This is a genomic window from Pseudomonas sp. JQ36 (assembly GCF_053851495.1).
The window spans coordinates 4273139-4287884 of sequence record NZ_CM132642.1; the positions used below are offsets into that span (position 1 = coordinate 4273139).

At 61.3% G+C, this 14746-nt stretch carries 10 protein-coding genes; 2 read left to right on the forward strand and 8 right to left on the reverse strand.

The genetic code is table 11. The features are described from left to right. Nucleotides 1-62 precede the first annotated feature (62 nt). The 7 genes from ACS4NR_RS19295 to ACS4NR_RS19325 all read right to left on the reverse strand — a co-directional run bounded on the left by ACS4NR_RS19295 (nucleotide 63) and on the right by ACS4NR_RS19325 (nucleotide 12381). Complete coding sequence (locus ACS4NR_RS19295) at nucleotides 63-3515, reverse strand: GMC family oxidoreductase N-terminal domain-containing protein (RefSeq protein ID WP_456018092.1); 3453 nt, start codon at nucleotides 3513-3515, stop codon at nucleotides 63-65. A gap of 1070 nt (nucleotides 3516-4585) precedes the next feature. Beyond that, nucleotides 4586-5356: an electron transfer flavoprotein subunit beta gene (gene etfB / locus ACS4NR_RS19300; RefSeq protein ID WP_095137468.1), complete on the reverse strand. Its 771-nt coding sequence runs from the start codon at nucleotides 5354-5356 to the stop codon at nucleotides 4586-4588. A gap of 10 nt (nucleotides 5357-5366) precedes the next feature. Then, nucleotides 5367-6587 carry an electron transfer flavoprotein subunit alpha gene (gene etfA / locus ACS4NR_RS19305; RefSeq protein WP_095137469.1) on the reverse strand — a complete coding sequence of 407 codons (1221 nt, stop codon included), beginning with the start codon at nucleotides 6585-6587 and terminating at the stop codon, nucleotides 5367-5369. Continuing rightward, nucleotides 6587-8536: a dimethylglycine demethylation protein DgcB gene (gene dgcB / locus ACS4NR_RS19310; protein WP_456018093.1), complete on the reverse strand. Its 1950-nt coding sequence runs from the start codon at nucleotides 8534-8536 to the stop codon at nucleotides 6587-6589. Before dgcB ends, etfA begins: the two co-directional genes overlap by 1 nt. A 154-nt stretch (nucleotides 8537-8690) precedes the next feature. Continuing rightward, a complete protein-coding gene (dgcA, locus tag ACS4NR_RS19315) occupies nucleotides 8691-10751 on the reverse strand; it encodes a dimethylglycine demethylation protein DgcA (RefSeq protein WP_253150793.1) in 2061 nt (686 codons plus the stop codon). Between the two features lie 15 nt (nucleotides 10752-10766). Continuing rightward, on the reverse strand, nucleotides 10767-11297 hold the full coding sequence (locus ACS4NR_RS19320) for a DUF5943 domain-containing protein (RefSeq protein WP_008083165.1): 531 nt from the start codon (nucleotides 11295-11297) through the stop codon (nucleotides 10767-10769). A 106-nt stretch (nucleotides 11298-11403) separates the two neighbouring features. Further along, entirely contained in the window at nucleotides 11404-12381 is a 978-nt protein-coding gene (locus ACS4NR_RS19325) for a dipeptidase (RefSeq protein ID WP_027610650.1), read from the reverse strand. A 234-nt stretch (nucleotides 12382-12615) separates the two neighbouring features. Between ACS4NR_RS19325 and ACS4NR_RS19330 the strand changes: the two genes are divergently transcribed. Both ACS4NR_RS19330 and ACS4NR_RS19335 read left to right on the forward strand, forming a co-directional pair. Further along, entirely contained in the window at nucleotides 12616-13017 is a 402-nt protein-coding gene (locus ACS4NR_RS19330; RefSeq protein WP_253150795.1) for a lysozyme inhibitor LprI family protein, read from the forward strand. 48 nt (nucleotides 13018-13065) lie between these two features. Continuing rightward, nucleotides 13066-13482, forward strand: coding sequence for a DUF3010 family protein (locus ACS4NR_RS19335; protein WP_064589572.1), 417 nt, complete (start codon nucleotides 13066-13068; stop codon nucleotides 13480-13482). Between the two features lie 139 nt (nucleotides 13483-13621). Here the strand turns inward: ACS4NR_RS19335 and ACS4NR_RS19340 are convergent, their stop codons facing one another. Then, nucleotides 13622-14566, reverse strand: a complete 945-nt coding sequence (locus ACS4NR_RS19340) for a GlxA family transcriptional regulator (RefSeq protein WP_456018094.1) — start codon at nucleotides 14564-14566, stop codon at nucleotides 13622-13624. Nucleotides 14567-14746 lie beyond the last annotated feature (180 nt).

Sequence of the window (14746 nt, forward strand, 5' to 3'; positions counted from 1 at the left end):
CAGGTTTTGGGGCCGCTTCGCAGCCCAGCGGGAGCAAACTCCCTCGCCACAGGAAAACCTCATCAACCGAGGGCAGTTTTCTCCAGGTGCTCAAGGATGAGCGGATACACATCCACCACCGCGTTCTTGCCGAACATGCAGTCGATGTGGCCATAGCCCGGCACCACATGCCGGCTGTAGCGCTCCGGCCCGTGGACTTCGCAGACTCGCTGGTAGGTCTTGAGCGTGCTTTCCGGCAGGTAACACTGGTTTTCTGCGCCGCTGATAAAGCAGATCGGCATCGTCAGCCGCTCGAAGTGCGGCATGTACACATCGTTGCCTTTGAAATCCACCAGATGCCCTTTGCGCACGATCAGCGCCAGGTGCTCAAAGGTCTCGATGTTCGACTCGCCGAACAGCTCGTGCAGGTTGTCGTGAAGGGTTTCGTTGAGGGTGTCGTGGCGGTACAGCGAGGCGTACATGAAGGTGATGCGATGGCACACCGGGTTGGTGCAATAACCCTGCGCCTCAATCCGCGCGTAACCGTTGAGGGCCTTGTCGTAGAGGCGGTTGAACCAGTTTTCCTTGCTGTCGGCGTAAGCCGTCATCGATTTGATACCGATCGCATCGAGCATGCCCGGCAAGTGCAGACCAGCCTTCAATCCAGTGGCCGTGGCGACCACAGTGTCAGCGGCAATCTGCGAGCAGACCACCGAACGCACACCCTGCAGCCCTGCCAGCAACGACATGAAGAACGTGGTCGCGCCGTAGCAATGCACCACGCACTGCACGTCTTTGGCCTGCGTCTCCTGCTGAATTTGCGCAATGGCAGCCTTGAAGTCGTACTGGGCGATCTGGTCGCCATTCCACTCTTTCTTGCTCGCCGGCAGCAGAATGCTCACCCGGAAATCCAGCAGCCACACGTCATAGTCGTGCTTGCACAGGTACTCCAGCAGGTTGGTCTGGATGGTGTCGGTGGAGAAGATATTTGAACCGACGCCCAGGCCATGCACCAGCATCACCGGGCCTTTGCTGCCGGCCTGGTAACGAGTCAGGCGCAGCTCGACGCCGTCCTCGGTGGGGAAGAAATGCACCGCCGGGGTCGGCGCATCCAGCGGCCGTTTCAGCCGTGGCGGCGCATCGGGGTTGAAGTATTTGTCACCGGCAAACACCCCGCCGTAACTTTCCCAGAGGATCCCGGCGAAGAACTTGCCGAAGCGCGCCAGGCCTTCGATGCGCTCCCGCTCGTTACGCGCGTTGAGCACTTTCATGGTGGTCATCTGCTTGGCGAAATCGGTTGGATGAATGTGCATCACCCCGGAGCCGATCACCTCGCCCGACTTGTCCGGCCCGCGGTACAGCGTCACGTACAGGGTGCTGGTGTCGTGCCAGATGTTCAGCACACCGTTGTCTTCCGGCACGGTTTTGAAAGCGCTGAAGAAATAGTCGCTGCCGTCCTCGGCGGTCAGTTTCATGTCGTATTTCATGTGCCGCGTGTCGACCTGCTGCTCGAATTGCTCGAACAGGTTGAACACGCCATTGCTGGCGGTCAGCGGTTGCGGCGACAGCGCCGGGGCATTGACCGTACCGACAATGGTCGCGGCGTGCTCCGGTTCCTTGATCATCCGGTTGAGGTCGTTGGCGGTGATGGTCAGGGTGAAGTCGATCGGCGAATTGTCCGCCTCGCCACGTTTGGCCGCGGCTTCATAGACTTTCAGATCGGTGCTTTGCGCGGCAGTGAAGGCCCGGGAGAAATAGCCCTTCATGGTTTCGGTGAACTGTACGCCGAGTGTCGGCGGCGCTACCTGTTTACGCGGTGCCGACGGCAACGTGTAGTCGATCTGCCAACCGCGGTCGGCGGCGAGCAGGCCCATGTTGCGCTCGCTCACGGCGGAGATGGTCAGCAGCGGATTGACCGCCAGCGAGGTCGGGATCACCGCGCCATCGGTCACGTACAGGCTGGGGTAAACATCGGTGCCGGCCGCGCCGCTGAACACCTGGCCCTTGTGATTGACCACGCCTTGCGTCGCGTCTTCGCCCATCACGCAACCGCCCAGCGGATGCACCGAGACGATGCTGTGCTTGAGCAGTTGGGTCCAGATCGGATTCTCGACCCAGACCCCGCCCAGTGCCTTGGTGCTCTGGTACAAACGTTCGTTGCCGAGCTTGAAGTTTTCCTGCTCACCGACACCCGGCCAGTCGATGCGCAACTGGTCCTTGTTGTCGAGAATCATCCGGCCCTGGCCACTGTCGTGGCTCATGATCAGGTAGGTCTGCATGTTGTGCAGCGCGCCGTAATAGGGGCCGCGCAGGAAGCTTTCGGCCTCGCGCTCCTTGTAGCCGAGCCTGGCGCTGAAACTGTCGTCCGTGGCCACGCCGATCATTTCGGCGAACCCGGCCATCGCCGGCACCATCGGCCGGCCGAGCGCGCCGGGGATCGAGCCCTCCTCGATGACCATACGGCTGCGCCAGTCACCTTCGGTGCGCATGTCGATGATCGAGGTGATGCACGGGCCGACCGGGTGCAGCTCCTTGGCCGAATGCGCGCCGAAGCCGATGCCGTTGATGGTCTGCTCGCAGTTGTGGCCGAAACCGAGGATGTCACCATTGCCGCTCATGTTCTCGCCGAGCTGACCGGACATCACCAGCCCCTTGTCCCGCGAACGCAGAAGGATCTCGGTAGAGCCGAGGGTGCCGGCGGAGACCACGACGATATCGGCCTTCACAAACAACGTTGGCGCGTCGAATTTCTCGCGGCCGCTGTCCAGGTACTGGAAGTGCACGATCCAGCCATCGCCGTCGCGCTCCAGATGCCGCACTTCGGCTTGGCAGAAAATCTCCGCGCCATGGTTCCAGGCGTCCGGCAGATAGTTCATCAGCGTGGTGTTTTTGGCCTTGTTGTTACAGCCCGAGACGCAGTCGCCGCACTGGTTGCACGGCAGTTGTTCGACGCCGACGTGGTTGAGGTTGTTCGGCAGTTTGTCGAAGTTGACGTTGATCGGTGGCTTGTAGAAATGCGCGCCCTGCTTGAGGTAGTCCGCAGACTTTTTGTTGGCGTCGAGCTTGGGCAGGTTTGGCGCGGTATTCGGGTACGGATTGGGCTTGAGCATTTCCCGGGCGCGGGCGTAACCGTCCTTGAGCAGCGTATCGCGATGATCGCGTACCGCTTGCGGCCAGCGTGGATCCTCGAACACCCCGGGTTCCGGCTCCAGGGAAACATTGGCGTTGATCAGCGATGTACCGCCGAGGCCGCAGCCGACCACCACGTTCTGTTGGGCGTTGACGTGCAGATCGAACAGCCCGGTGCGCGAGCCAATGTGGCCGTCCGGGTCATGCACCTGCAACTCTTCGGTCGCGGCGATCATGGTGTTGGGGTATTCACCGGGCTGGATTTCCCGCCCGCGTTCGAGCAGGCACACCTGCTTGCCGGCCCGGGACAGGCGCGACGCAGCAATGCCGCCGCCATAGCCGGAGCCGATGACGATCACGTCGTAGTGTTCCTTGATCTCGCTGATGGGCGTTGCGATGCGTGTCATGAGGGTGTTCCTCTCTCAGGCAGATGGGGCAACTCTGCGGTTGCCTGCAGTCAATGGGCGAACGGGCACCTGGCCTCCGGGGCGAGCCCGGCGACAGCACAGCGGTTAAAGCAGGAGGTCGCTACAGACGAGCGCGTTGATTGGCCGCACGACGTAACGTGCGCTTGCGTGGCGAGGGGGGATGGCGGTGTGGGCGGCTATCCATCATGCGTTCTCCCAGAACCTGATGTGGATAAGTGACGGCTGTCCTTGTGCCATTGCAGTGAAGACAGCGCTGGAATCGAAGTCAAGGCAACGCTTTAGAACTGTATGAAATCTGATCAATTGCCGTTTGGACTAAGCCGGCCGGGGCTTATGAAGTTCAGCGAACAAGTTATCCACATAGCCATGCACAGCAAATGGGGGTAACTGTGGATGAACGGAAAAATAACTGGCTGATTTGTGAAGAAAAATCGTGACTTATCCAGAAGGATGGTTTGCAGGAGGGATTGACTGTTTTTTGATCAAATCTCTACAAGTCACGTTTCATATGGGTCGTAGAGGATGGCGAACACGTTATCCACAGAAGCGCCAACAGAGATCGGGGGTAACTTTGCGGCAGCTGTGGAAAAGTACTGAGGGCTGTGTGAAATCGCGGTTTACACGGGGATTATCAGCTTTAAAAGCTTAATCGATCACTTATTGATCAATTCTCTACAGGCCACGTTTTATATGGCTTGCAGCGGACAGCGAACATCTTGTCCACAGAAGCGCCAACAGAGATTGGGGGCAACTCTTGGCGTTATGCAGGAGAAAAAGCCCGGAAAAACGGTGACTTAGGCTGGTTGTTTTTTGAGCTGAGGCCTGGAGGGCTTGATTGGCGTGGGGTGCAGGGATGGGCGAACACGTTATCCACAGATCCGCCAACAGGGATTGTGGGTAAACACACCGAGATCTGCTGCCCCTTAACCAATGTGGGAGCGGGCTTGCTCGCGAAAGCGGTGGGTCATTCAACTTTGATGCAGCTGAAACGACGCTTTCGCGAGCAAGCCCGCTCCCACAGGGAGTGTTCAGTGTCTGGAGGATCGTGGCTAGCGAACGACGCCTTCTTCGATCAGGAGTTTGAGGATCGCTTCCGCCCCGGCCTGCGCGGTGACGCCCTTGAGCACTTGTCCACCGCCGCCACTGGCCTTGGCCGTCGCCGCTTTCATGCGGTCGGCACCGCTTTTGGCCTTGATCACCTTCAAGCGTTTCGGCCGTGGCTTGGCCGGTTGCAAGGTGGCAATCGCGAGCAACTCATCGTCCACCACTTCGATGTCTTCAGCCTGCAAAACTCCGCGTCGCGCCGGTCCATAGGCACTCTGCCGAGGTTTCGGCGCGGCGTTATCCACAGTCGCCAGAAACGGCAGCTTCACTTTCAACCGGCGCCGCTGCCCACGGGGCAACGCTTGCAGCACCAGCGCCGAACCGTCGGTGATCGACTCGACCTGCGCCAGTCCCACCACCAGCGGCCAGCCCAGCCCTTCGGCCAGCAAAAACGGCAACATGCCCGAGCCTTCGCCGGTTTCCGCCTGACTGCCGGTCAGCACCACTTGGGCGCCGGCATCCCGCAGATACGCGGTCAGCGCTGGCAAGGCGTCGGCACCAGCGGGTTGTTCCAGCACATGCAGCTGTTCCAGGCCCATGCCCAGATAGGCGCGCAGCGCCGGTTCCGCAACGTCCCCGGCGTGCAGCACTTGCAGGTTATCCCCAGCCAGTTGCAGGCCCAGTTCCACGGCGCGCGCGTCCTGTTCGGCGCGGCGTGGCCGGCCCGAGGTCGGGTGGGCACCGATGGAAACCAGACTGATGATCTTTGTGCTCATAACCCGTTCCTTAAGCCGCATCGCGCTTGGCTTCGTTGCGGTAAGCCGCTACCGCCGCGATCAACGCCTGAAGAATTTCCGCGCTCTCGCCAATCACCGACAGGTCGGCGCGTTTGATCATGTCGCAACCGGGGTCGAGGTTGATCGCCACCACCTTGTCACAGGCACCGATGCCCTGCAGGTGCTGGATCGCCCCGGAGATACCCACAGCCACGTAAACCCGCGCGGTGACCCAAGTGCCGGACGCGCCGACCTGCCGATCACGGGCCATGAAGCCATCGTCCACCGCGACCCGCGAGGCGCCTTCGGTGGCGCCGAGCGCCGCAGCGGTCTGGTGGAACAGCGCCCAGTCCTTGACCCCGTTGCCGCCAGAGAAAATGAACTCGGCTTCGGCCATCGGAATCGCCGCCGGGTCCACCGCGACCGCGCCAAGATCCTCGATCCGCGACAGGCTGCGCGCCACCGTTGTGGATAACTCCACCGGCAGTGCCTCATGACGGGTTTCGCTGACCGGTTCGGCGCATTCGGCTGCGGCCAGAATCAAGCGTGCGACCGGTCGCGCCAGGTCTTGCAGGCCTGCGCCAGCGCGACCTATGCACTCCTGATCCTTGACCTGCCAGACCCGCGTCGCCGGACGTTCGCCCAGTGCCGCGGCAAAACGCCGACCGAGTTCACCACCACCGCTGCGGCTGTCCGGCAGCAGCCAGTGGCGCGGATTGAACTGGTTATCCACAGCCCGCAGGCCCTGCACTCGTTGTTCCGGTGCATAACCGCTGAATTGGTCGCCCTCCAATACCAGCAAGCGATCGACGCCGGCCGTGGCGAAGGCGCTCTCTTTGTGATCGCCAAACACCACCGCCAGCACCGCGCCGTCGTTGCCGGCCAGTTGATGAGCCAGGCCGAGCAAGTCGCGGTCGTGGCTGCTCAGGCGACCGCCAACCATGTCCGGCACCACGCTGATGTAAAACGCAGGGGCCGGTACCTGATGCAGCGGCAACTGCACTTCAACCGTGGCCGAGCGCTTGACCGCCCCGCCCTGTTGCGCGCCGCTGCGGTCGATTCGCTTGATGCCGTTGGGGCCGATGAAGCCGATGCCGTGCAGGTTCTTGCGGATGACACCATTGGGGCCCATCCAGCTGTGTTGCGCCGGTTGCATCGCCGCGTGCAAAGGGTGCAGGCGGTTACGCGCAATCCATTCGGCGCGCGGGTCGCGGCGGATAATGTCGCTCATCAGTGGGCCTCCGCAGGTTCACGTTTGGCCGGGGTGGCAGGCTTGTTCGGCGCGGCGTCTTCGAGCAGCGCGTCGGCCACCAGTTCGGCGATGTCCTTGATCAGCGGACGCGGTTCGACCACGCCTTCGAGCATCGCCGTGCATTGTGGACAACCCACGGCCACCAGCTCGGCGCCGGTCTCGCGGATGTCGTCCATGCGCATGTCAGGAATCCGCTGCTTGCCCGGAATGTCGGTGATCGGCGCGCCGCCACCGCCGCCGCAGCAGCGCGAACGGAAGCCGGAACGTTGCATCTCTTTGACCTCGATGCCGAGGGCGCGCAGCACTTCGCGCGGCGCCTCGTACTCGCCGTTGTAGCGGCCGAGGTAGCACGGGTCGTGGTAGGTCACGCTGTTGCCTTTGTGCTGACCGAGGTTCAGCGCACCGGCCTGGATGATTTCCGCCATGTAGGTGCTGTGGTGCTGCACCAGGTAGTTGCCGTCGAACGCGCCGTACTCGTTTTTCAGCACATGGAAGCTATGCGGATCGCAGGTGACGATGCGGTTGAAGCTGTATTTGGCCAAGGTCTGGATATTGCGTTTGGCGAGCAGCTGGAAGGTCGCTTCGTCGCCTAAACGCCGGGCCACGTCACCGCTGTCACGTTCTTCGAGGCCGAGTACGGCGAAGTCGACCTTCGCGGCTTTCAGCACTTTGACGAACGCACGCAAGGTGCGCTGGTTACGCATGTCGAAGGCACCGTCGCCGACCCAGAACAGCACGTCGGTGGATTTCTTTTCGCTAAGCAGAGTGAGGTTCAGATCCGCCGCCCAGTTCATCCGCCCGCCCGGAGCGAAACCGCCGGGGTTGTCAGTGGCGATCAGGTTTTCCAGGACCTCGGCACCCTTGTTCGGGGTCGCGCCTTTTTCCAGCGTCAGATGGCGGCGCATGTCGACGATGGCGTCGACGTGCTCGATCATCATCGGGCATTCCTCGACGCAAGCGCGGCAGGTGGTGCACGACCACAGGGTTTCGGCATCGACCAGACCGTTGACGATCGGCTGGTGCGGATTGCCGCTGTGCTCACCGATTGGCTTGCCCGGATAAGGGCTACCGGCAAACTTCGCGTCAGTGCCGCCAGCCAGGCCGACGACCATGTCCTGAATCAGCTTTTTCGGGTTCAGCGGCTGGCCGGCAGCGAAGGCCGGGCAGGCGGCTTCGCACTTGCCGCACTGCACGCAGGCGTCGAAACCGAGCAACTGGTTCCAGGTGAAATCCTTGGGTTTTTCCACGCCCAGTGGCGCAGAGGGATCGTTCAGATCCAGCGGTTTCAAACCGGTGGAACGACCGCCGCCAAAGCGCTCGGCGCGGCGGTGCCAGGCCAGGTGCAGGGCACCGGCGAAGGCATGTTTCATCGGCCCGCCCCAGGTCATGCCGAAGAACAATTCCGACACGCCCCACAGCACGCCGAGCCCGAGAATCGCCGCCAGCAGCCAGCCGCCGAAGTTCTCCGGGAGGATCCCGGCCACCGGCAGGGTCACCAGAAAGAACGAGGCGGAGAACGCCAGCAGGCTTTTCGGCAGGCGCATCCACGGGCCCTTCGACAACCGTGCCGGCGGGTTGAGCCGGCGCCGATAAACGAAGAGCGCACCGACGAACATCACCGCCGTCATCAACAGCAGCGCATAGCCGAGGATGCGGTTATGCAGGCCGAAACCGTGCACCAGAATCGCCAGCACGATCGACGCCACCGCACCGCCCGCCGTGGCGACGTGGGTGTTGGCGATGTATTTGTCCCGCGCCACCACGTGGTGCAAGTCGACCATGTAGCGCTTGGGCATGGCGAACAGGCCGCCGATCAGATCGACCTTCGAGGCCCGGCCCCGACGCCACATGGTCACCCGCCGCAACGCCCCCAGCACCGCAAGGGCCAGGGCTGCGAACAACAGGATTGGAAGAAGGGTGTTCAACATGGTGAAGCTCCCACCAGTACAGCCTGGAGAAACACGGTCTGCATTACTGTGGGAGCGGGCTTGCTCGCGAAAGCGCTGGATCAGTCAGCTCATGCACAACTGACAGAATGCATTCGCGAGCAAGCCCGCTCCCACAGGGGTCATGTGCAAGTCCTTAGAAGTCTTTGCACAACCGCAACGCGTCGTAGATGGCGGCGTGGGTATTACGCTGCGCCACGCAGTCGCCGATACGGAACAGCAAGTAGCCGTCACCGGTGGTGCTCAACGATGGCTGCGGCTGGATCGCGAACAACGCTTCGACGTCGATCTGACCCTTGTTGCGCGAACCCTCTTTGAGCGCGTAGTAGATTTCCTCGTCCGGACGCACGCCGTTCTCCACCACCACCTGATCGACCACCCGCTCCTCTTTGGCGCCGGTGTATTCGTTCTCCAGCACCGCCACCAGCTTGTCGCCTTCGCGGTAGACCTTTTCCAGCATCATGTCGCCGGTCATGATCACTTCTTTCGGGTACATGCTGCGGTAGTAGGTCGGGAACGACGTACCGCCGATGGCCACGCCCGGTTTGATGTCGTCGGTGACGATCTCGACCTGGCTGCCCTTGTCGGCGAGGAAGTCGGCCACCGACATCCCGGTAAACTCGCAAATGGTGTCGTAGACCAGCACGTTCTTGCCCGGCGCAACCTTGCCGTCGAGCACGTCCCAGCTGCTGACCACCAGCCCTTCGGCAGCGCCCCAGTGTTCGTTCTGCTCAAGGAATGGATGCCCACCGACCGCCAGCACCACCACGTCCGGACGCAGATCCATAATGGTTGCCGCATCGGCCGCAGTGCCCAGACGCAGGTCGACTTTCAGCCGCGCCAGTTCCAGCTGGAACCAGCGGGTGATGCCGGCGATCTGGTCACGTTGCGGTGCTTTCGACGCGGTAGTGATCTGCCCGCCGATGAATTCTTTCTTCTCGAACAGGGTCACGTCGTGGCCACGCTCGGCAGAGACGCGTGCTGCTTCCATCCCGGCCGGGCCGGCACCAACGATCACCACTTTGCGTTTGACGCCTGTGGACTTCTCGATGATGTGCGGCACGCCCATGTATTCACGGGAGGTCGCGGCGTTCTGGATGCACAGCACGTCCAGACCTTGATACTGACGGTCGATGCAATAGTTGGCACCGACGCACTGTTTGATCTGGTCGATCTGGCCCATCTTGATCTTGGCGATCAGGTGCGGGTCGGCGATGTGCGCGCGGGTCATGCCGACCATGTCGACATAACCGCCTTCAAGGATGCGCGTGGCCTGGTTCGGGTCTTTGATGTTCTGTGCGTGCAGCACCGGAACCTTGACCACTTCCTTGATTCCGGCCGCCAGGTGCAGGAACGGCTCCGGCGGATAGCTCATGTTCGGAATCACGTTGGCCAGGGTGTTATGGGTGTCGCAACCCGAGCCGACCACGCCGATGAAATCGAGCATGCCGGTGTCGTCGTAATATTTGGCGATCTGCTTCATGTCCTCGTGCGACAGACCATCCGGGTGGAACTCGTCACCGCAGATACGCATGCCCACGCAGAAGTCGTCGCCGACCTCGGCACGCACGGCTTTCAACACTTCCAGACCAAACTTCATCCGGCCTTCGAAGCTGCCACCCCATTCATCGGTACGCTTGTTGACGCGCGGGCTCCAGAACTGGTCGATCATGTGCTGGTGCACGGCAGACAACTCGACGCCGTCCAGGCCACCGGCCTTGGCGCGACGCGCGGCTTGCGCGTAGTTGCCGATCACTCGCCAGATCTCTTCCGGTTCGATGGTCTTGCAGGTCGCACGGTGCACCGGTTCACGGATGCCCGACGGCGACATCAAGGTCGGCCAGTGGAAACCATCCCAACGTGAGCGACGGCCCATGTGGGTAATCTGGATCATGATCTTGGCGCCGTGCTTGTGCATGGCGTCGGCCAGATTCTGGAAGTGCGGAATGATCCGGTCGGTGGACAGGTTGACCGAACTCCACCATTGCTGCGGGCTGTCGATGGCGACCACCGACGAGCCGCCGCAGATCGCCAGGCCAATGCCGCCCTTGGCTTTCTCTTCGTAGTATTTGACGTAGCGTTCAGTGGTCATGCCACCGTCAGTCGCGTAGACCTCAGCGTGCGCGGTGCTGAGCACGCGGTTGCGGATGGTCAGTTTGCCGATCTGGATCGGCTGGAACATTGCTTCGAAAGCCATGGCGGGTTCCTCGACTTACAACGGCTTGACGGTGAACAGGCCGTCGTCGTGGCCTTCTTCGGAGCCACCGTAGACTTGCTCGGCAACCGTACGAATCTTGCTGCCGCGCGCCTCAAGAATCTGATCCATGGCCCCGGCAAACCAGCCGGTGAACATGTAGTCGACCTTGCGCCCGACCTTGCCGTACACATAGACGAACGCCGAGTGTTCGAGCTTGACGCTGGCGGTGCCTTTGTCGAGGTCGATGTCCTGAATCTTGAACAGGCCCCAACCGCGTTGCGACAGACGCTTCATGTAGTGCTCGAACACCGCGACGCCTTCCAGGCCGTGGCATTCGGCTTCTTTTTCACACCAGTGCCAGGCGGACTTGTAGCCGGCCTTGTAGAGGATCTCGGCATAGGCTTCAGCGCCCAGCACTTCCTCGATGCCCATGTGGTTGTTGACGAAGAAGTGACGCGGCACGTAAAGCATCGGCAGGGCGTCGGAGGTCCAGACACCGGTCTCGCTGTCGACTTCGATTGGCAATTGCGGGGCGATCTTGGCCATGGAAACTTAACTCCAGAAAAATTTAGATTCAGTGTTGGCCGCAGCCCTCACCCCAGCCCTCTCCCCGAGGGAGAGGGGGCAGATCGGCGGCGGTCTTGAGTAAGCGTTACTCGCCCCAGACGTCTTTGAGGACGTTGACCCAGTTCTCGCCCATGATCTTGCGCACCACACGCTCGGAGTGGCCGCGCTTGAGCAGGGTTTCGGTCAGGTTCGGGAACTCGCCGACAGTGCGGATGCCCAGCGGGTTGATGATCTTGCCGAAGCTGGTCAGACGACGGGCGTAGCCCTTGTCGTGGGTCAGGTATTCGAAGAAGTCCTGGCCGTGACCCTGGGTGAAGTCGGTGCCGATGCCGATGGCGTCTTCACCAACGATGTTCATGGTGTATTCGATGGCTTCGGCGTAATCGTCGATGGTCGAATCGATGCCTTTTGCGAGGAACGGCGCGAACATGGTCACGCCGACAAAACCGCCATGGTCGGCAATGAACTTCAGTTCTTCATCGGACTTGTTGCGCGGGTGCTCTTTCAGACCCGACGGCAGGCAGTGGGAATAGCAGACCGGTTTTTTCGATTCGAGGATGACTTCTTCGGAAGTCTTGGAGCCAACGTGGGACAGGTCGCACATGACGCCGACGCGGTTCATCTCGGCGACGATTTCGCGACCGAAGCCCGACAGGCCGCCGTCACGCTCGTAGCAACCGGTGCCGACCAGGTTCTGGGTGTTGTAGCACATCTGCACGATGCCGACGCCGAGCTGCTTGAACACCTCGACATAGCCGATCTGGTCTTCAAACGCGTGGGCGTTCTGGAAGCCGAAGAGGATGCCGGTCTTGCCCTGCTCCTTGGCACGACGGATGTCGGCGGTGGTGCGCACCGGCATCACCAGGTCGCTGTTTTCGCGGATCAGCTTCTGGCTGGCGGCGATATTGTTCACGGTCGCCTGAAAGCCTTCCCACACCGACACAGTGCAGTTGGCCGCCGTCAGACCGCCCTTGCGCATGTCTTCGAACAGCTCGCGGTTCCATTTGGCAATGATCAGACCGTCGATAACGATGCTGTCGGCGTGTAATTCGGCTGGGCTCATCAGGCGTCCCCTTATTGGCGATTCATGCGCCGAATCGTCTGCCGGCGCTTTGGGGCCAGCATATGCCTCGGTGCCGGGGCGACCGGGTGCAAAAACGACAGGGGAATTGCCGAAAGCGTCAATCCGCGACAAAGGGTCATCAGGCGCTCCGATCAGCTACCTGTTCAAGCCCGCGCGCTTGAGCCAGAATCTTGCGCATCTTGCATACATCACTGGATTAGAGCGGCGACAACCATGAGATCGATCTTCCTGGCCCTGGCACTGATTGCGACCGGCGTACACGCCGCCGAAGAGACCGACGACAACCCGTGCGACGCGGTGGAAAACGACGTCCAGACCCTGGAATGCTCGACCTACAGCCGCAGCACCGCCGAAGACCTGCTCAAGGACAACTACGCCAGCCTCAACGAGCGCATGCAGACCACCTACGGCAAAAACGCCGCGCAACTGGCCGACATCACCGCCAAACTGAAAACCGCCCAACAACAATGGCTGAAAACCCGCGACGCCGATTGCGCCGTGGAAGCCTTCCCCGCCACCGAAGGCAGCAAGGCGTTCAAGATTGCGCAGAATGACTGTGTGGCACGGATGAGTGACGAACGGTCGGAGTTTTTGGAGTCGATTGGGCAGGAGTGAGGATCTGCGCTGTAAGCTGCACCTCATATAGCCATTCAAGGGACACTCATGAACATCTGCGGCATCGAAATCAAAGGCAGCGAAGCGATCATCGCCGTGGCCTCCCTTGACGGGGCAACGCTGAGCCACGTGGCGCTGAACACCAAGAAAATCGCCCTCGACGATGATGACGAGGCGGCCAACGTCAAACGCTTCGCGGCGCAGGTCGCTTCGTTTGTGCGCGAGCATTCGATTGACCGGATTGCGATCAAGAAGCGCAGCAAGAAGGGTGAGTTTGCCGGTGGGCCGACCACGTTCAAGATCGAGGGTGTGTTTCAGTTGCTGGATGGGTGTGAGGTGACGTTGTTGTCGCCGCAGACGATCAATGCGCAGGCCAAGAAGCACAACTTTGAGCTGCCGGGGACGTTGAACAAGTATCAGCACGAGGCCTATAAGGCGGCGTGTTCGGCGCTGGTGAAGAAGTAACCTTCTCTTCAGACACTGATGATCAAAAATGTGGGAGCGGGCTTGCTCGCGAATGCGGTGGATCAGTCAACTCATGTTTCGACTGACACTCCGCTTTCGCGAGCAAGCCCGCTCCCACATTGGTTTTGTGTGCATCCATTCAAGCTTGGGCGGTACGGCGGTCTTCGCGGGGACAGCGGGCGAATTTTGCGCGGTAGCTGCGGGTGAAGTACGACGGCGATTCAAACCCGCAAGCGATGCTGACTTCCAGCACGCTCATATCCGTCTGGCGCAACAGCTGCCGGGCCTTCTCCAACCTTAACCGCAGATAAAAATTGCTCGGCGTATCGTTCAGGTGCAGCCGAAACAGGCGCTCCAGTTGCCGCCGCGTCACCTTGATCGATTCCGCCAGTTGCAGCGTGGTCAGCGGTGGTTCGCTGTGTTGTTCCATCTCGCCAATCACCTGCACCAGCTTCTTGTTGCTGATGCCGTAGCGCGTGGCGACTTCCATGCGCTGGTGGTCCTTTCGTGGGCGGATCCGTCCCAGCACGAACTGCTCGCTGACCTGGATTGCCAGTTGCGGGCCGTGGGCCTGGGCGATCAGATCGAGCATCAAGTCGATGGACGCCGTGCCGCCCGCCGAGGTGATGCGCCGCCGGTCAATCTCGAACAGTTCCTGAGTCACGCTGAGCTGTGGATAAGATTCCTTGAACGCATCGATGGCTTCCCAGTGTAGCGTCAGGCGATGGCCGTCGAGCAAACCGGCTTCAGCGAGGACGAAGCTGCCGGTGTCGATGGCGCCGAGGGTCACGCCTTCGTTGTCCAGCCGGCGCAGCCAGTGCTCAAGGGTTGGCGTGGCGAACTTCAGCGGTTCGAATCCGGCCACCACCAACAGCGTCGCGCCTTTCCTCAGCGGCTCCAGCGCCGCGTCGGCGTTGACCGACATGCCATTGCTCGCCAGCACCGCCCCGCCATCGGCACTGAGCACGTGCCAGCGGTACAGCTCGCCGCGAAAGCGGTTGGCCACCCGCAGCGGTTCGATCGCGGAGATAAAGCCGATGGCGGAAAACCCCGGCATCAGCAGAAAGTAGAAATCCTGGGACATGTGCGCACTCGGTTAGCGGGTAGCGTGGATCGTTGATACGCCGATTGTCGTCGGCGTTCAAGCGCACAGGTCGCTACAGTGCAAGAGCCAGTCGCCGCAGTGCGCTTTCACCGGGGCATTGCTGCGTAACTTTGCATCACCGGCACGCCAGATGCCGGAACTCACAATAAACGACCTGCC

Coding starts and splice junctions, on each gene's coding strand:
- ACS4NR_RS19325 (WP_027610650.1), bottom strand. CDS start 12,381: ATGAGCCCAGCCGAATTACACGCCGACAGCATCGTTATCGACGGTCTG.
- ACS4NR_RS19320 (WP_008083165.1), bottom strand. CDS start 11,297: ATGGCCAAGATCGCCCCGCAATTGCCAATCGAAGTCGACAGCGAGACC.
- ACS4NR_RS19295 (WP_456018092.1), bottom strand. CDS start 3,515: ATGACACGCATCGCAACGCCCATCAGCGAGATCAAGGAACACTACGAC.
- dgcA (WP_253150793.1), bottom strand. CDS start 10,751: ATGGCTTTCGAAGCAATGTTCCAGCCGATCCAGATCGGCAAACTGACC.
- etfB (WP_095137468.1), bottom strand. CDS start 5,356: ATGAGCACAAAGATCATCAGTCTGGTTTCCATCGGTGCCCACCCGACC.
- ACS4NR_RS19340 (WP_456018094.1), bottom strand. CDS start 14,566: ATGTCCCAGGATTTCTACTTTCTGCTGATGCCGGGGTTTTCCGCCATC.
- etfA (WP_095137469.1), bottom strand. CDS start 6,587: ATGAGCGACATTATCCGCCGCGACCCGCGCGCCGAATGGATTGCGCGT.
- dgcB (WP_456018093.1), bottom strand. CDS start 8,536: ATGTTGAACACCCTTCTTCCAATCCTGTTGTTCGCAGCCCTGGCCCTT.
- ACS4NR_RS19330 (WP_253150795.1), top strand. CDS start 12,616: ATGAGATCGATCTTCCTGGCCCTGGCACTGATTGCGACCGGCGTACAC.
- ACS4NR_RS19335 (WP_064589572.1), top strand. CDS start 13,066: ATGAACATCTGCGGCATCGAAATCAAAGGCAGCGAAGCGATCATCGCC.